This window comes from Nannocystis exedens, assembly GCF_002343915.1.
Classification (GTDB): Bacteria; Myxococcota_A; Polyangia; order Nannocystales; family Nannocystaceae; genus Nannocystis; species Nannocystis exedens.
Genome location: NZ_NETK01000001.1, coordinates 801732 through 819492 on the forward strand (window position 1 = coordinate 801732; position 17761 = coordinate 819492).

Below are 17761 nucleotides of genomic sequence, written 5' to 3' on the forward strand. Positions count from 1 at the left end.
CGCGGCGTCGCCACAGGCACATGTCTCCTGGGACATCCGGTGACCCACGCCGGACCTGTCCCGAGAGCAGCTCGCTCATCGCCCTCGCCCGCCGACCGCGGCGCACTGCCTGTCTTTCAGGACATCCCCCCCGCGCACGCCCCGTCAACCGCTTCCCTCGCCGCCTCATTCCCGCTACGTTGACCTCGTATGCGAACCGCGCTGGTCGTCGGCGTCGGCCTCCTCGGCGCCTGCGTGCCCAACGAGCACCCTCCCTGGCTCGTCGACCACCCGATGCCCTGGGGCATCATCGCCAGCGTCGTCGAGCCGGGCGGTTACTCCTCCGATCTCGTCGTCCCGGACGATCGCGTGCGGGCCTCGGCGCTCCCGCTCGACACCCTCGAGCTGCAGTGGATCACCGCCGCGCCGCCCGGCGTCACCGTCCCGTCGCCGATCTGGTTCGTCTGTCCCGACTACTGCGACGGCCTGCCGGTCGACGAGCCCATCCCGGCCTGCCCCTTCCCCCTGCCGCTGTCGCGGAGCGAGCACTGTCGCCTCGGCGAGGGCGAGCGGGTCCGCCTCGGCCTCGGCGGCGCCTACACGGCCGACGAGCTCTTCCGCGGCTACATCGGCGTCATGGGCATCACCGGCGACGGCACCGTCGACCCCGAGACCTGCCTGCAGCGGTTTCGCACCGTCCCACGCGCCGGCCTCGAGCACTGCCTGGTCCAGGCGCGCGCCCTCCGACTCGGCCCGCTGGGCCGGATGCTCTCCGCCGTGCCCGCGCTGGCCGACTTCTACACCGTCGAGGGCGGCCTGCCCGACGACATCGCCGACGAGCCGGCCGACTTCCACCCCGTCCTCACCGGCCTGCGCGTGCTTCACATCGGCCGCGGTTTCCGCGAGTTCATCGCGCAGCCCGGCGACACCATCACGGTGCGCGTCGGCGACTACGTCTCGGTCGATCCGCAGTACACCGCCGACTCCGAGCAGACCCACTACGCCTTCTCGCAGGTCCCCGGCCAGCCGGGACACCTCCGCCCCGTCCCCGACGAGGAGCGAATCCGCGTCCGCTTCGGCATCTCCACCTTCGTCGAGGATAGAGGCGACCCGAACGACGATCTTCTTCACGGCTGGTCCGTCCCCGACGAGCCCGACCCGATCATGCTCTACCTCTATATCGGCGACAACCGCCAGGGCCGCGCCTTCGCCACCCTGCGCTTCGTCGTCGAGGACGCCAGCCCCGCGCCATGATCGCCGCGCCGCTCGGCCTCCTCCTCGCCGTCGCCCCGACGGCGGCGACGGAACAACCTGTCCCTTCGGACAGCCCGCCGCACCTCGCTCCGATGACCGCCAAGTCGGCCGCCCCCGCTCCCCGGCCGACCTCGCCGTCACCTGTCCCTTCGGACACTCGGCCCCGGCTCGCCGTCCCGCCCGGTGTCGCTCCCGCGTCGACCCGGCGCCGACCATCGCTCCCGCTACCTGTCCCTTCGACCAGCCGGCTCGAAGCCCGCGGCGCCCTGCGCAGCGCCGGCGAGCGCCAACCCCTCGCCGGCGCCCGCCTCTACGCCCGCTCGCGCCGCGGCCCCGACTGGACCCGCGCGGCGGTCACGGCCGCGGACGGCAGCTTCGTCCTCGCCGACCTCCCGTCCCTCGACTTCGAGCTCGTCGTCGTCGCCGCCGGTCACGAGCGGCTCGAGCAGCCGACCACCGCCGGCTTCTGGCGCCGGCGCCGTCCGCCGGTCATCTACCTGCAACCGGCCGGCGCCGGCCGCTACCGCACGATCGTCGCCCAGGAGCGGACCCCCAGGCCCAGCCCCTTCAGCGTCGAGCTCGCGCCCGACGAGATCGCCGCCCTCCCCGGCAGCCAGGGCGATCCGCTGCGGGCCTTGCAGAACCTGCCAGGCTCCGCGCGGGTCCCCGGCGGCCTCGGCCTCCTCATCCTCCGCGGCGCCGCGCCCAATCAGTCGCAGGTGTTCGTCGGCGAGCACCCGGTCCCGCGCGCCTTCCACGTCCCCGGCCTCGCCAGCATCGTCCCCGCCGGCGTGCTGTCGGGCCTCTCGTACGTGCCCAGCAACTTCGCCCCCAACTACGGCAACGCCACCGGCGGCATCGTCGTCCTCACCCCGCGCGTCGGCCGACGCGACGGCGTCCACGGCCACGCCAAGCTCGACCTGATCTCCGCCGGCGCGCAGGTCGAGGGACCCGTCGGCCGCGGCTCGTTCCTGATCGCCGCCCAGCGCGGCTACCTCGACCTCGCGCTCAAGGCCGTCGGCCAGCTCGCGTTCAACCGGGACTACCTCCGCCCCAAGTACAGCGACTACCAGGTCGTCTTCGATCACCCCGTCGGCCCCGGCGCCAGCCTCACCGCCCGCCTCCTCGGCGCCAGCGACGTCCTCCGCTTCGACTCGTTCGCCGCCGGCAGCGGCGGCGTCGCCCTCAGCGCCGGCTTCCACCGCATCGACCTCGTCTACAAGCAGCGCCGCGGCCCGTGGGACTTCCTGCTGTCGCCGGCGCTGCGCCTCGACACCGGCGGCATCGAGACCGACTACCAGATGCGCCGCCGCACCGACGTCGTCGGCCTGCTGCGCGCCGAGCTCACCGCGCGCCCGTCGCGACGGTTCCAGTGGACCGTCGGCGCCGACACCCAGATCGATCGCCACCGCACGCGCAGTCAGCTCGAGATCCCGCAGGGCATCATCATCGAGTCCTCCCAGGGCCCGGTCGAGACCTTCGACGAGGTCGCCCGCGGCACCACCACCACCAGCGGCGTGTACGTCACCCCGCTGCTCGCCGCCGGCCGGTTCACCTTCTCACCTGGCCTTCGGGCCAGCCTCTTTACCGGCCTCGGCGACCCGAAGTTCTCGGTCGACCCGCGCCTGCACGCGCGCTGGGCCCCGCACCCGCGCGTCACCGTGCAGCTCGGCGCCGGCCGCTACTCGCAGCCCTCGTTCCGTCCGCTCAGCAACGTCCCCGGCCTCAGCAACTTCAGCGCCCTCGAAAGCCTCGGCCTCGACGACCAGATCGTCCTGCCCGGCGCGATCCGCTACCTCGACCCCCGGATCAACGTCGACCCGCGCAGCCGCCTCGGCCTCATGCAGGCCGTGCAGCTCAGCGTCAACCTCCACCTCCGCTTGACCGCCGGCCTCGGCCTCGACGTCACCGGCTTCTGGCGCCGCGACCGCGATCGTCACCCGATCCTCGTCGACGCCCTCGGGCGGCGGGTCAAGGACAGCGGCGCCGTCGTGCACGGCCTCGAGGTCATGCTGCGCCACGACCTCACCCGCCGCCTGTTCGGCTGGGTCGCCTACACGCTGATGCGCGCGCGTACCGGGACCTTCGACACTCGCGACCGCTTTAACCTGCGAGCCCCCAACGACTTCGATCAGCGGCACAACCTCGTCGCCGTGCTCGGCGTCAAGCTGCCGCGCCGCTGGCAGATCGCCGGCCGCTTCCGCCTCGTCACCGGCCTCCCGTTCACCCCGGTCGTCGGCGGCGTCAAGCCCGAGGGTCCTTTCTCCTTCACCAACCCGATCTACGGCGCCTACAACAGCGCCCGCATGCCCGTGTTCCACCAGCTCGACCTTCGCGTCGACAAGACGTGGGTCCTCTCGCGCGCCATCGTCTCGACCTACCTCGACGTGCAGAACATCTACAACCGCCAGAACGCCGAGGGCCTGTGGTACCTCACCGACTACTCCGGCACCCAGACCGTCGTCGGCGTCCCGATCCTGCCGGTGTTCGGCGTGCGCGTGGAGTACTGACGCGCACGCCGTCTGCTCGAAGCAGGACAGCCGCGCGCCCGCTGCGGGCAAGCTCGGGTGCGCGCTCCTCCGTCACTCAGCCTCCTCCACGTCCCCGATCTCGCGGAAATCCGGCGTCCTGACGGTCACGGCGGCGGCGGCTGCTCGAAGCAGTACAGCCGCGCATGCCCGCTGCAGGTCAGGTCGGGGCAGCCTTCGGTCCAGCGGGCGTCGGAGAGCGAGCACTCGCCGACCTGCGCCGGCCCTGGCCCGGGCGCGCTCCAGTCGTCGCAGTCCTTGCCCATCGCCAGCCCCGTCTTCGTCGTCGCCGTCCAGACCGGACAGGGCCCGCAGTCGGGGAACCGCACCGACACTTCGTCGCCGTTCTCGTCGCGGTCGATCGCCGCATCGAGGTCGCCGTCGATCAGGTTGTACCAGTCCTTGGCGATCTGCACGCCGTTCCTCAGCTGCCACGGCCGCGTCGAGTGGACCAGCCGGTCCGCCGCCGTCTGGGCCTCGGTGCTCAGCCAGGCCACGTATTCGCCCGGCAGGCCGGCCAACCGGGCGTGGGCCCTGCAGATCTGGTCGGCCGATCCGATGTCCTTGAACTCGACGATCGAGATCGCCAGCGAGGTGACGAACACGTGGAAGTAAGCGCGGACGCACCCGTCGCAGCCCTCGCCGCCGTCGCACTCCTCGTGGGGCTGTACGATCAGGTCGCCGCAGAACTCGATCTTGCACGCGCTCGAGCAGCCGTCGCCGTCCACCATGTTGCCGTCGTCGCACTCCTCGTCGGGCGCGGCCACCCCGTCGCCGCAGCTCGCGCCGTCGGTCGACGCCGGGCTCGTCGTGTCGGGCTCGCTCGTCGTCGTCGTCGTCTCGACCGGCCCCGAGGTGCTCGTCGTCGGGCCCGTCGAGGTCGGCTCGCTCGGGCTCGTCGAGCCCGTGCTCGTCGACGTCGCCTGGCCGGGCCCGGCGGTCGTCTCGCTGGTCTCCCCCGTGCCGGGCCCCGCAGTCGTCGACTCGCTCCCGCTCGGCGAGAAGCACCCGGACGCCAGCAAGAGCACGAGCGAGGCGACGCGCGGACGAACCATCGCCGCCATTGTCGAAGACACCCGGGCGCGGCGTCAAAGCACGAGCAGCGGCGTGGCGCGCTCACGGAGCGGACGCGCCCGCGACGGGCCGCTCGCCGTCCCCACTCGCCGAGGTCCGCGCGCGGCCGCTCGCGCCGGGCCGCAGAGAGCCAGATGTCCCTCGGGACATCTGACGCACGGCTCCGCCGCACCGGCCGTCGCGCGGGCACCGCCTGACTCTCGGGACACCGGCTCCCCCCGATGCCGCGCCTCCCGCGATCGCCTCCTGTCTCTCGGGACATCCCGCTCCCCGCCCCTCTCCCTGCCGTCTCGCGCGGGCGACGCCTGTCTCTCGGGACATCCTTTTCCGCCGACTCCACCCCTTGCAAGGGCATCCTGTCTCTCGGGACATCCGTCTCCCCGCCCCGGCTCCGCGTCCCGCCGGCGCCGGCTCCGCGTCGGGGCTCCGCGCCCCCTGCCGTCCCGCGGGCGAAGCCTGTCTCTCGGGACATCACGCTCCCCGCCCCCACTCCGCACCCCGCCCGTGGACGCCGCCTGTCTCTCGCGACATCTCTCCGGCCCGGCCCGCTCGTCACACCGCCGGTCTCTCCTGGCTCTCGAGACGACTCACCGGCTGTCCGCGCGCTAGCATGTCCCGAAGGACAGCCACCGCCCCGGGCGCGATCGCCCCGGCGACCCCCTCACGAATGGTTGTCGCCGTCGATCGCAGGATGATACCGTCGAGCGATGGAAGGCAAGAGCAGGCGGGGTCGTTCGCGGGCGTGGTGGGCCGCCCTATCGCTGTCACTGTGGTTGCAGGGGACGACGGCCCGGGCCGACGTCGTCGAGGAGCCGCCGGCCGACTGCCCGGCGGGCACCAAGGGCAACACCTGTCACGGCGGGCCGTTCTGCAGCCCGCTCAAGTGCTTTAGCGACGCCGAGTGTACCGACGGCGCGACCTGCCAGGACACCAAGGGTTGCATCGGCTGGGTCGACTGCGGCGGCGGCGACGGCGGACCCGATCCGACCCCGACGCTCTCTTCGCTGTGCGACGGCGGCGAGGCCTGCGGCGCAGGCGAGACCTGCGAGGCGATCAAGCTGTGCCTCCCGGTCGTCGAGCCGACCACCGGCGGCGGTTCGGCCGGCGGCCCCACCTCGAGCGGCACGGCCACCACCGACGCCGGCACCGCGAGCGGCACCGGCGACGACCCCGGCGGCAGCAAGGGCGGGTGCGGCAGCTGCAGCGCCGACGCGGACCCCGGCGCCACGGCCCTCGCGCTCCTGGCGATCGCCGCGCTCGTGCCTCGGCGTCGTCGCAACGCGCCGGGCCGGCCATGACGATCGCTCGCTCTCGCACGCGCGCGCGACGAGACCTCCGCCTCGCCGTCGCGGCCGTCGCCCTCGTCGCCTGCGCCCCGCGTGAAGCCCCGCAGGCGCCCGAGCCCACGCCCCCCGCTCCGACGGCCTCCGCCCCGCCCGCGCCGGGGACCGAGCCCGCACCCGCTCCGCCCGATCCCACCGCCGCGCAACCCCAGCCCGGCCCGATCGAGCCCTCGCCTGCCGCGGACAACCCGACCCGCCCCGGCGCGACCAGCCCATCGGTCGGCGACGCCGCGCGGAAGCCGAGCAAGACCTGGCCGTTCGTCGCCTGGGATCGCGCCGAGGCCTTCACCTTCAACCACGTCCCCTACGGCCCGGGCGTGCCGCTGCGGGTCTACGACGCGACGAACGGCTGGAGCCCCGAGATCGCCGAGCGCAAGCCGATCTCACCCGCGCAGGCCGGGCGCGCGGTCGAGTGGGTGGTCGCGACCCGCGGCGCGCTCGAGGTCTCGAAGTGCGCCTTCCCGCGCCACGCCGTCGTGCTGTTCGCCGGCGACACGCCGGTCGGCAGCGTCAACGTCTGCTTCGAGTGCGGCGACATCCTCGTGTGGCCCGAATTCGAGCCGCCCGCCTCCGGCCCGACCGCCGAGCGCCGCCATCGGCAGCAGATGAAGGCCTACAAGCGCGTCTTCCCCGAGTGGGAGCGGTTCTTCCGCGACGACCTCGGCCTCCCGCTCACCCCGCTCGCGCAGCCCTGATCTGGCCGGTCCCCTGGGGCTCTCGCCTTCGACCCTGCCCTCGCTCGCGGTCGCCGCAACACCTGTCCCAAAGGACATCCACTCCTGTCGCGGCGCCGTCGCGCCCGCCGTCACCTGTCGCCGCGGACAGCTCCCCCAGCGACGGTCGACCCCGCGCGCAGCTCGCTCCTGCCGGTCACATGTCTCGAAAGACATTCGCTCGTTCACCTGTCCCTGCGGACAGCCGCTCCCGAGCGCCGACCGACGCCGCCTCACCCGTACGAAGACCGCCTCGTCGCGGCGCGCGGGCCGTCTCACCTGTCTCCGCGACATCACGTCTCGGCGGCCGCCGCGAGCGGTTCGTCCTCGATCACGAAGTGATCGACGCGGGACGCCCAGCGCGATCCGTCGGGCGCGGCCTCCAGCCGCGCCTGCGCCGGCACCCGCACCCGCACCCGCCCGGCCTCGAGGATGTCGGTGAGCCCGTCGCGCCGGCGCGGCGTCGAGGCGTGTCGCGCGTACGAGAACCCGAGCCAGCCCTCGAGCCGCGCCAGCGCCTCCGGCGTCGCTCGCCACGCGCCCGTCTCCTCCCCGCGCCCCGACCACGAGCGCTGCAGCGGATCCTCCGCCGCCAGCGGGCGTGACCCGCGGAGCTCGCGGCGCGCCAGGTCCCACACGCGCAGCACCCCGTCTCGCGCCCCGGTCACCGCGCAGCTGCCGTCGCGCGCCACGCCCACCCCGGTCACCGCCGCCGGATGGCGCAGCGTCGCCTCGCGGGTCCCGGTCGGCACCCGCCACACCGTCACCGCCTCGCCGGCCGCGACCAGCACGCGCTGGCTGTCGGGCGTGAACACGACGCAATCGCGCTCGATGCTCCCGAGCTCGGCGCGCACGCTCCCGTCGTCGACCGCGCACAGCCGCATCTCGGTCGGCTCCGCGCCGCGGCGGCGGCCGTGGACGTACCAGCGGGTGTCCGGCGACAGGACGATCTCGTGGGTGTGGCCGTAACGCCGGCCCGCGTCGACGCGTTGGCGCCTCCCGTCGCGCGCGTCCCAGATCGCCACCCCGCGCATCGGCGCCATCTCGACGAAGCGATCGTCCGCCAGCCGTCGCCCGTCCTCCGGCGGTCCGCCCTCGAGGCAACCGGGTCCGTCGAGATCGAGCCGCGCGACGAGCCGCCCGTCGCGGCCGTCGCACAGCAGCGTCCCCGTGATCAGCCGCTGCCCGTCCGGCGAGAACGCGGCGTCGATCCACCCGTCGTGGGTCCCGCGGAGCCGCACCGGTCGTCCGCGGCGCAGCCCCGCGACGTCCCACACCCGCAGCACGTCCTCGTGGCGGGTCACCAACGTCGACCCGTCGGCTGCCAGCCCCAGCGCGTGCGCTGACAGCGGCGCGCTCGCCAGCGTCGCCCCGGATGTCCCATCGAGCAGGTGGACCGCCGCGCCGTCGCTCGCCGCCACCAGCGCCCCGGCGCGGTCGCACGCCAGCGCGTGGATCTGTCCGCCGAGCTGCACCCGCCAGCGGACCTTCGCGCCTGGCAGGTCGATGCGGGCGATCGACCCGTCGTAGTCGGCGCACCACCCGGCCACGATCACGGCTGTGCCATCGGCCAGGCGCAACGCGCAGTCGAACTTCGAGTCGCCGTCGACGTCGACCTCGACCAGCCACTTCTCGCGCCCGCGCTCGCGCACCCGGGCCCAACCCCACGCCCCGGAGTCGAACCGGACCTCGAGCTCCGGGCCGCCGTCGCCGAGGCGCTGCGCCGCCAGCTCGGACGGCAGCGCGCGGCCGGTCGCCCGCTCCCACGCGCTCGCCGTCGCCCCCGCGCACCCCACGACCTGGCCGTCGCGCGAGAAGGCCGGTGCCCCCTGGCCCAGCGCCCCCCGGTACTCCTCGCGCAGCGGCCCCAGCAGCGGGAACTCCGGCGGCCGCAGCGAGCGCGCCCACGGCCCGCGCCGGCCTCGCGCCGCCCGCCAGCGCTCCGCCCACCCCCGCAGCGGCGCCCCGACGTCGATCCCCTCGCCGTAGAACGCCGCGGCCTCGGCGCTCGCGTGCCAGTACACGCGGTTGTACAGGCACGGAAACAGCAGCTCCGGCTCGCGCACGATCAGCGCCAGGTCGAGGCGCAGCGCCGCCAGCACCACCCGCCGCAGCTCGTCTCCCGCGGCCACGCGCGCCGTCCAGTCTGCCACCAGGCGAGCGAGCGAGCCCTCGGCGGCGGCGCGCTCCAGCACGGCCGGGTCCAACAAGTCAGGCACGTCGGCCATGGTCTCCGAGCGCATGATACCGCGGACCGCCGCGACGGCGCATCACCGCCGCCGAAGCGCCAGCCAGCGCCTCACGCCCTCCCCGTCACCGCCGGTCACCTCGCCACGCCGCGACGGCGCATCACCGCCGCCGAAGCGCCAGCCAGCGCCTCGCGCCTCCCCGTCACCGCCGGTCACCTCGCCACGCCGCGACGGCGCATCACCGCCGCCGAAGCGCCAGCCAGCGCCTCGCGCCTCCCCGTCACCGCCGGTCACCTCGCCACGCCGCGACGGCGCATCACCGCCGCCGAAGCGCCAGCCAGCGCCTCGCGCCTCCCCGTCACCGTCGGTCACCTCGCCAAGGCGACACGCGACCCCGACCCCCGCGCGGCTCGGGCCGCGCGTCCCCTGTCCGGCGCTCCTCGTGCCGGCCGCGGGCGCATACCTTCATGTCCGAAACGACATGCCGTTTACGACATGTCCCGCAGACCATGCCCTTCAGCGCATGCCCCTTCGAACATGCCCGACGGCGCTCGCGGCCCGCGCCTACTTCAGCCCGCGCTGGGCCGCGCGCTTCGGCAGCGCCTGCGGCTCGGCCTGCAGCGCGCGCTCGAGCCCCTCGAGCGCGGCCCCGACCGCAGCTGTCCCGGCGGACAGGTTCGCCGTCTCGACCACCACCGTCACGAGTTGGTCGCCCGGGCGACCGCCCTCCGACGGCACGCCCTTGCCGCGCAGGCGCAGCTTGGCGCCGGTGGCCACCCCGGGAGGCAGCTCGAGCAGCGCCGAGCCGGTGAGCGTCGGCACCGGCACCTTGCCGCCGCGGGCCGCCTCGAGCGGGCTGACGAACAGCTCGCAGTGGATGTCCTGGCCCTCGCGGCGCAGCCACGCGTGCGGGCGCACGCTGACCGTCACGCGCAGGCTGCCGGGCCCGCCGCCGAACTGGCCCGGCTCGCCGTGGTTGGCGATCACCTTCTCGGCCCCGCCCTCGGTGCCGGGCGGCAGGCGGACCTTGAACGACCGCGGCTCGCGCCTGGCCCCGCGGCCGCGGCACGTCTCGCACGGGTCGAGGTGGACCATGCCCGTGCCGGCGCAGCGGCCACACGTCGTGTGGCGGGCCAGGAACCCCTCGCCCTTGACCTCGCCGCGGCCGTGGCACAGCGGGCAGCTCGTCGGCGGGCGTCCCCCCGGCTTCGAGCCGGTGCCGCCGCAGCTCGCGCACGGCCCCAGCGCCTCGAACTGGATCTCGTGCTCCGACCCCAGCGCCGCCTCGGCCAGGTCGACCGTCAGCGTGTAGCGGACGTCGCGGCCGCGGCGACGCTCGCGGCGCTGGCGGCCGAACACGTCGCCGACCACCGCCGCCAGCAGGTCGCGCGCGGTCTGCAGCGTCACCGGCTGGTCGAACAGGCCGACCGGCAGGTGGCGCTGCGCGTCGTACCTGGCCCTTTGAACAGGATCGCTCAGCACCGCGTACGCCGTGCTGATCGCACGGAAGCGGTCCTCCGCCTCGACGTCGCCGGGGTGGCGGTCGGGGTGGCTGGCCAGCGCCAGCCGACGATAGTTGCGCTTGATCTCGTCGAGCGTGGCCTCGGGGGCCACGCCGAGCACGGCGTAGTGGTCTTGGTGCTGCGCCATGAAGGTCAGGAGCTCCCGGTGGATTCGCTGCCGAGCAGCGCCGCGTAGATCTGCTGCGAGGAGCGCTCGAGGGTCAAGAGGGCCGCCTCGATCGCCGTCGCCGGCGCCGCCGCGGCGAGCAATTCGCGCAACGTCGCCACCTCGGCCTGCAGCGCCGCCCGCTGCGGCGGCTGCAGCCCGGGCAGCCCCTCGGCCGCGCGCTCGCACGCGTAGGCCAGCGCCTCCGCGCGATTTCGCAGCAGCGCCGCGTCCTTGCGGACCGCGTCGGCCTGGCGGGCCGCCGCCGCCTCACGGGCCAGCTGTTCGACCTGCGCGCGGGTCAGCCCGGCCGCCGGCTGCACCGTCGTCGCCACCTCCGCGTCGGACCCGAGCTCACGCGCCGACACGTGCAAGATCCCGTCGGCGTCGACCTCGAACTGCACCTTGATCTGCGGCGTCCCGCGCGGCGCCTCGGCGATCCCCGACAGCCGCAGGCGGGCCAGCGTTTGGTTGTCGGCCGCCATCTCGCGCAGCCCCTGTTGTACGTGCACGTCGACCGCCGTCTGACCGTCGATCGTCGTCCCGAACACCTCGGAGCGGCGGATCGGCACCGTCGTGTTGCGCGGGATCAGCGGCGTGAACACCCCGCCCTGCGTCTCGACGCCGATGTCGAGCGGCACCACGTCGAGCAGCAGCACCTCCTCGACCTCGCCCGCCAGCACCGCGCCCTGGATCGCCGCGCCCACCGCCACCACCTCGTCGGGGTTCGGCGACGTGTTGGGCGCCCGGCCGAAGAACTCCGCCACCGCCTCGACCACCCGCGGCATGCGCGTCTGGCCGCCGACCAGGATCACCTCGTCGACGTCGCGCGCGCGCAGCTTCGCGTCGGCCAGCGCGCGGCGGCACGGCGCCAGCGTGCGCTGGATCAGCGGCCGCACCAGGCGCTCGAGCTCGAGCCGCGACAGGCTCGCCTGCAGGTGCAGCGGCCTGCCGCCCGAAGCGGCCACGAACGGCACGTGGATCTCCGTCGCCAGCGACCACGACAGCTCGTGCTTGGCCTTCTGCGCCGCGTCCTGCAGCTTGACCTGCGCCGCCCGGTCGCGGCGGAGGTCGACCCCGTGCTCGCGCAAGAAGCCCTCCGCCAGGTGGTCGACCAGCGCCGCGTCGAAGTCCTCGCCGCCGAGCAGCGTGTCGCCGGCGGTCGCCAGCACCTCGAACACCCCGCTGCGCAGCTCGAGCAGCGACAGGTCGAAGGTCCCGCCGCCGAGGTCGTAGACCGCGACGATCTTCGGCGGCCTGTCCTTTCGGTCAGCCAGCCCGTAGGCCAGCGCCGCCGCCGTCGGCTCGTTGACGATCCGCTCGACCCGCAGCCCGGCGATCGTGCCGGCGTCGCGGGTCGCCTGGCGCTGCGCGTCGTCGAAGTAGGCCGGCACCGTGATGACCGCGCGCGTCACCGGCTGCCCGATCGCCGCCTCGGCCGCGTCGCGCAGCGACGCCAGCACGTGCGCGCCGACCTCGGCCGGCGCGATCGTGCGGCCCGCGACCTCGATCCACGCGTCGCCGTGCTCGCCGGGCACCAGGTCGTAGGTCAGCCGCGCGCGCAGCCCGGCGACCGCCGCGTAGCTGCGGCCGATCAGGCGCTTGGCCGCGTAGATCGTCGTCGCCGGGCTGACCGCCGCCTGGCGCCGGGCCAGCGTGCCGACCAGGACCTCCTGGCCGGCGAACGCCACCACGCTGGGGGTGGTGCGGCTGCCCTCGGCGTTGACCAGCACGCGGACCTCGCCGCCGTCCATCACCGCGGCGCACGAGTTGGTGGTGCCGAGGTCGATGCCGAGGATCGGGCTCGGTCGCGGACCGGCCATCGGCGGTTACGACGCCTGGCCCTCGGCCTTGCCGCCGGTCGAGCCGGGGCCGGCGATGACCACGCGAGCCGGGCGGAGCAGGCGGTCGCCCTGGCGGAAGCCCTTCTCCCACTCGCGCGCGACCACCCCGGGCGGGAAGTCGGGCGTGTCGATCTGCTGCAGCGCCTCGTGGATCGCCGGGTCGAACGGGTGGCCGACGCTCGGCACCGGCTCGACGCCGAAGCGGCCGAGGGCGCTCATGAAGTCGTTGACGACCATCTGGATGCCCTTGTGGAGCTGTTCGTTGCCGCGCGCCAGCTCGAGCGCCCGCCCGAGGTTGTCGACCGTCGGCAGGAACGCGTTCAGCAGGTTCTGCTGGGCCCGGAACACGTTGTCGTCGATCTCGCGGCGGGTCCGCTTCTTGTAGTTCTCGAGCTCGGCGAGCGCGCGCAGCCACTTGTCCTTGAGCTCGGCCTTCTCGGCCTCGGCCAGCTCGGCCCGCTCCTCCGGAGTGATGACCAACTCGGCCTCCACGGCCGCGCCGTTGCCGTTCTCGCCCGCGCCGTCCGCCTTCTCTTCCTGTCGATCCTGGCTCATGCGGCTCCCGCTTTAAGGCCGGCGGGCGCGCGAGACAAGCCCGAATCGCGACCTCGTATTCGCGGAGTGCGACCCGCCAGTGAGGGATCACTCGCTGGTGCGCGCCGCCAGCGCTTGCGCGGCGTATTCTACCAGAGGGATCGCCGCCTCGTAATCCATGCGATCCGAGCCCAGCAGCGCCACCGCTGCGGTACGGCCGTCCTCGACCGGCTGGACCCGACAACCGATGAGGCTCATCCCCGACAGCACACACGGCCCCGTGGGACCGACGCCGGCCAGCGCCGGGCGCAGCTCGGCGGCCACGTGGACCTCGGCCCGGGCCTGCTCGAGCGAGTGTTCGGGCAGCAGCTGACACAGCAGTTCGGCGAGCCCGTGGTAGTCGTCGAACAGCGCCAGCACCTGGGCCAGGGTTTGGTCGCTCTGGCCCGCCAGCAGGCGTTGCCCGGCGATCTGCACCCACAACGGATCGAGCGCCGCCGCCGTGCACAGCCACAGCCCGATCCGCAGGCTCTCGGCCAGCAGGCGGTCGAGGCGCGCCTCGTGTTCGGCCCACAGCCGCGACAGCTCGGCCCGCGCCTCGGCCAGCGTCTTGCCGACGCACAGCCCGCGCAGCCGCTCCTGCAGCCGCAGCAGGCCCCCGCCCTCGGCGAAGCGGGCGTCGATCGTCACCGGGTGCAGCCGCGCGTGCGTCCCGTCCAGCGTCAGCGCCACCATCACCCGGCGGCCCTGCACCGGCACCAGGTCGACCTGCGACACCTTGCCGCCGCGGTCCTCGCTGACGAACGTGACCGCCACGCAGCTCGCCACCTCGCTCAGCACCTGGGCCGCCACGCGCATGCTCTCGGGCCCGTGCACCGGCTCCGACAGCGACACGTCGACCGCGCGGCGCAGCTCCGGGCGCAGCGGCGGCGGCCGCACCAGCGAGCGCACGTACAGGCGCATCCCCAGCGGCGTCGGCAGGCGTCCGGCCGACTGATGCGGCTGCGACACGAAGCCGGCCTCTTCGAGCGCCACCAGCTCGTTGCGGATCGTCGCCGGCGACCACTCGAGCCCGTGGACCTGAACCAGCGCCCCCGACGCCACCGCGCGACCGGTGACGATGTACTCGCGGCACACTGCGAACAGGATCCGCTGGCGTCTGGGGCTCAGCTCCACTCGACTCGCATTTACCTCGTCTCGCCGCCGGACGCCAGCAGGCTCGCGCGCGCCCCCCGCAGGACCGCGCCGCGCCCCGCTCACTTCGCCGACTTCGCCGTCCTCGCCGCGGCCGCGCCCGACCTCCTCGCCCCGCGCCCCTCCGCCCCGCCCCGCGCGCCCGTGCGCGACGCCCCCGGGTCTTGCTCGCCCCTTTGCCCGCCTCCTCCGCCCGGCCCGCCACCCGCGACTGGCTCGTCCTCGTGCCCGCCTCGTCTGCCCGGGTCTCGCTCGCGCCGTTGCCCGGCGCCCGCGACTTGCTCGCGCCCTCGCCCGGGGTCTTGCTCGCGCCGTTGCCCGGCGCCCGCGACTTGCTCGCGCCCTCGCCCGGGGTCTTGCTCGCGCCGTTGCCCGGCGCCCGCGACTTGCTCGCGCCCTCGCCCGGGGTCTTGCTCGCGCCGTTGCCCGGCGCCCGCGACTTGCTCGCGCCCTCGCCTCCCGCGCTCGCAGCTCCCTCCGCCTCGCGCCCCACGCCCGCCGCCGACTCACTCGCGGCCGCGCACAGCGTCGTCAGCCGCTCGACGATCCACCGATGCGCCGGCCCGAGGATCGTGTCCGCCCGGTGGATGGCCGCCAGGTGCAGCGTGTGTTCGTCCTCGGCCCACGCGGCCGGTCGGATCGCCACCAGCCGGCCGGCCGCCCGGTCGTCCTCCACCATCGCCGCCGGCAGGTTGCCCCAGCCGAGGCCCGCGCGCAGCAGCGCCTGCTTCGTGTGCAGGTCGGCCACCCGCCAGGTCCGCGGCGACAGCACCGCCTGATCGGGCACGCCCGTCGACCCGCGCTCCGACAGCACCACCTGCACGTGCTCGCCGAGGCGGCCGCTGTCGATCTTCCCCTCGATCTGCGCCAGCGGGTGATCGGCCGCCACCACCGCGATCATGCGGATCGGCGCCAGCGGCCGGCGCTCGAGCCCCGGCGCCACGGCGATCGGCGCCGCCACTCCGAGCGTCGCCGCCCCGGCCAGCACGCGCGCGGACACGGCGGACATCGTCTCGGTGTCGACGCGCAGCGCCACCGTCGGGAACGCCGCCGCGAATTCGCGGCACAGCGCCACCAGCACCGCCAGCGGGAACAACGCGTCGACGCACAGCGACACCGACGGCTCGAGCCCGCGGGCGATCCCCGCCGCCAGCCCGCGCAGCGCGTCGACCTCGCCGGCCACCCGGCGCGCCGCGGCCAGGATCGCCTTGCCCGGCTCGGTCAGCGTCGGCACCCGCGTCGAGCGGTCGAACACCGCCACGTCGAGCTGGCGCTCGAGGTTGGCGATCGCCTGGCTGACCGCCGACTGGACCCGGCGCAGCCGTTTGGCCGCCGCCGAGAAGCTCCCGGCCTCCGCGACCGCCGTCAGCACCCGGAGTTGGTCGAGCGTCACGTCCCCGATCATGCCGCGGAGTATCGCATGAACTGATGGAAGGCATCACATTTTCATTGATTTACAGAATAAAAGCCCGCGTCATGATGGGCCCCGTCATGATCACCCAACGCCTCGCCGACTCTCGCGGCCACGCCGATCACGGCTGGCTCGACTCACACCACACCTTCTCGTTCGCCGACTATTACGACCCGGCGCACATGGGCTTCCGCAACCTCCGCGTCATCAACGAGGACCGCGTCGAGCCCGGTCGGGGCTTCGGGACGCACCCGCACCGCGACATGGAGATCCTCTCCTACGTGCTCGAGGGCGGCCTGGAGCACCGCGACTCGATGGGCACCGGCTCGGTCATCCGGCCCGGCGACGTGCAGGTCATGAGCGCGGGCACCGGCGTCACGCACAGCGAGTTCAACGCCTCGCGCACCGAGCCCGTGCACTTCCTGCAGATCTGGCTGCTCCCCGAGCGCCGCGGCCTGAGGCCCGGCTATCAGCAGCGCAGCTTCGGTCCGGCCGAGAAGGACGGCCGCCTGCGCCTGGTCGCCAGCCGCGACGGCCGCGACGACAGCGTCACGATCCACACCGACGCCAGCGTCTACGCCGGTGTGTTCGCCGCCGGTCAGCGCGCCGAGCACCCGCTCGCCTCCGGCCGCCACGCCTGGGTCCACGTCGCCAGGGGCACGGTCCGCGTCAACGGCCGCGACCTCGAGGCCGGCGACGCCCTCGCCCTCTCGGACGAGCCCGCCGTCACCGTCGAGGGCACCGGCGGGGGCGAGGTCCTGGTGTTCGACCTCGGGTAACACGAGCCATGTCCGTTGGGGCATGTCCTAGAAAGCATGCCCGGAAGGACAGGACCGAGCGCGCCCGCGGAGCCGACCTCCGCGGGCGCGCTCGTTTCATGTCCTGAAGGCCGTGCGCCCGCGGTCACGACGCTGCGCGCCCCACGAACCGCGGGCGTACTTCGCCGCGCTCACGGCGGATACAGCGCGGACGGGCTCGCGCACGGCGCGCAGCGTCAACGAGAACGTCAGCGCGTGCGCGGGAAATTCCGCGAACTCGACAGCCCTGCGGCCTCCGGCGCCGCGCCTTGACGAGCCTTCGCGGCGCATCACGAGCGGTCGGAGGAACGACGCCCTCGGCGCTCCTCGCCGACGCTCCGAGCGACGAGCCGCGGCGTGCTCCAGTGGAGCTCGCCGAGGCGTCCTCGGGATCGCGGGCGACCCACGAGCGCGTCGCATCGAGGGGCGGCGCCCCGTACCCGCGGACGACGGCTCGCGCACCTGTCAGATCGGCTCCCGGACGCCGTAAAGTGCCTTGCGAGGCAACACTGCATGCGGAACCGGCTCGCGCTCGTCCTCGTCGTGCTCGTCGTGCTCGGCGCGTGGTGGTGGACGCGGCCGGCCCCGTCCGCGGTCGAAGCCGCGGTCGCGGCGACGACCCCCGCGCAGCCGGCCGCCGAGGCGGCGGAGCGGCGCACCCGCCTCGACGACGGCGAGCCCGAACGAGCCCGCCGCCTGCGCGACGGCGCGGCCCGGCGCGAGGTCATGCAGCGACGGATCGTCACCGCCATGGCCGCGCGCGACGCTGCCGCCGCGGCCTCGCGGACCCCCGCCGACCCCGAACCGACGCGCCCCGGCAAGTCCGGCGCTCGGGCGGCCGACGACGCGCCGGCCGACGCCATCCTCGACCGCACCGGCAACCACGGCTACCTCAGTCGGGTGCTGAGCCGGGAGCTCATGCCGCTGGTCGACGAGTGTCACGCCCTCGTCCGCGAGGAGCACCCCGAGCTCACCGGCATGCTCGTGCTCGACCTCGAGATCCTCGGCGACGAGGACATCGGCGGCGTCGTCAACACCCTCGAGCCGGGCAAGGGCAACGAGATCGCCGAGCCGGCCCTGCTCGAGTGCGTGCGCGAGTCGCTGCTCGCCGTCACCCTGCCCCCGCCCGAACAGGGCGGCCGCGACGCCATCTCGCTGTCGATGCGCTTCGACCCGCCAAAGCCGGAGTGATCGGCGGATAAAGGCGCACGGAGCTCGCCGTGGCTAGCCCGG

At 74.3% G+C, this 17761-nt stretch carries 12 protein-coding genes and 1 pseudogene; 6 read left to right on the forward strand and 7 right to left on the reverse strand.

The features are described 5' to 3' along the window. The first annotated feature begins 189 nt into the window (after positions 1-189). Both NAEX_RS03020 and NAEX_RS03025 read left to right on the forward strand, forming a co-directional pair. Positions 190-1233: a hypothetical protein gene (locus NAEX_RS03020; RefSeq protein WP_096326013.1), complete on the forward strand. Its 1044-nt coding sequence runs from the start codon at positions 190-192 to the stop codon at positions 1231-1233. Then, complete coding sequence (locus NAEX_RS03025) at positions 1230-3743, forward strand: TonB-dependent receptor plug domain-containing protein (RefSeq protein WP_096326014.1); 2514 nt, start codon at positions 1230-1232, stop codon at positions 3741-3743. The genes NAEX_RS03020 and NAEX_RS03025 overlap by 4 nt, the downstream gene beginning before the upstream one ends. Before the next feature lie 125 nt (positions 3744-3868). Here NAEX_RS03025 and NAEX_RS03030 read toward each other — a convergent pair whose 3' ends face one another. Next, positions 3869-4816, reverse strand: coding sequence for a myxococcus cysteine-rich repeat containing protein (locus NAEX_RS03030; RefSeq protein ID WP_100792892.1), 948 nt, complete (start codon positions 4814-4816; stop codon positions 3869-3871). A 726-nt stretch (positions 4817-5542) separates the two neighbouring features. Between NAEX_RS03030 and NAEX_RS03035 the strand changes: the two genes are divergently transcribed. After that, a complete protein-coding gene (locus tag NAEX_RS03035; protein ID WP_143140415.1) occupies positions 5543-6133 on the forward strand; it encodes an MYXO-CTERM sorting domain-containing protein in 591 nt (196 codons plus the stop codon). Next, on the forward strand, positions 6130-6873 hold the full coding sequence (locus NAEX_RS03040; protein ID WP_096326017.1) for a hypothetical protein: 744 nt from the start codon (positions 6130-6132) through the stop codon (positions 6871-6873). The genes NAEX_RS03035 and NAEX_RS03040 overlap by 4 nt, the downstream gene beginning before the upstream one ends. Before the next feature lie 311 nt (positions 6874-7184). Here NAEX_RS03040 and NAEX_RS03045 read toward each other — a convergent pair whose 3' ends face one another. From NAEX_RS03045 to NAEX_RS54340, 6 genes and pseudogenes are all read right to left on the reverse strand, one after another. Next, complete coding sequence (locus NAEX_RS03045; protein WP_143140416.1) at positions 7185-9110, reverse strand: WD40 repeat domain-containing protein; 1926 nt, start codon at positions 9108-9110, stop codon at positions 7185-7187. 534 nt (positions 9111-9644) lie between these two features. After that, on the reverse strand, positions 9645-10730 hold the full coding sequence (locus NAEX_RS03050; RefSeq protein ID WP_096326019.1) for a DnaJ C-terminal domain-containing protein: 1086 nt from the start codon (positions 10728-10730) through the stop codon (positions 9645-9647). Positions 10731-10735: 5 nt separating this feature from the next. Then, on the reverse strand, positions 10736-12571 hold the full coding sequence (gene dnaK, locus NAEX_RS03055; protein ID WP_096326020.1) for a molecular chaperone DnaK: 1836 nt from the start codon (positions 12569-12571) through the stop codon (positions 10736-10738). A gap of 6 nt (positions 12572-12577) precedes the next feature. After that, positions 12578-13147: a nucleotide exchange factor GrpE gene (locus NAEX_RS03060; protein WP_096326021.1), complete on the reverse strand. Its 570-nt coding sequence runs from the start codon at positions 13145-13147 to the stop codon at positions 12578-12580. A gap of 87 nt (positions 13148-13234) precedes the next feature. Then, positions 13235-14302, reverse strand: coding sequence for a hypothetical protein (locus NAEX_RS03065; protein ID WP_096326022.1), 1068 nt, complete (start codon positions 14300-14302; stop codon positions 13235-13237). 604 nt (positions 14303-14906) lie between these two features. Next, positions 14907-15725 (reverse strand): annotated as a pseudogene (locus NAEX_RS54340) (LysR family transcriptional regulator); the annotation flags it as partial. A gap of 86 nt (positions 15726-15811) precedes the next feature. Between NAEX_RS54340 and NAEX_RS03075 the strand changes: the two are divergent. Together NAEX_RS03075 and NAEX_RS03080 are read left to right on the forward strand one after the other, a co-directional pair. After that, complete coding sequence (locus NAEX_RS03075; RefSeq protein ID WP_096333505.1) at positions 15812-16510, forward strand: pirin family protein; 699 nt, start codon at positions 15812-15814, stop codon at positions 16508-16510. Between the two features lie 531 nt (positions 16511-17041). Then, positions 17042-17719, forward strand: coding sequence for a hypothetical protein (locus NAEX_RS03080; protein WP_096326023.1), 678 nt, complete (start codon positions 17042-17044; stop codon positions 17717-17719). Positions 17720-17761: the final 42 nt, after the last annotated feature.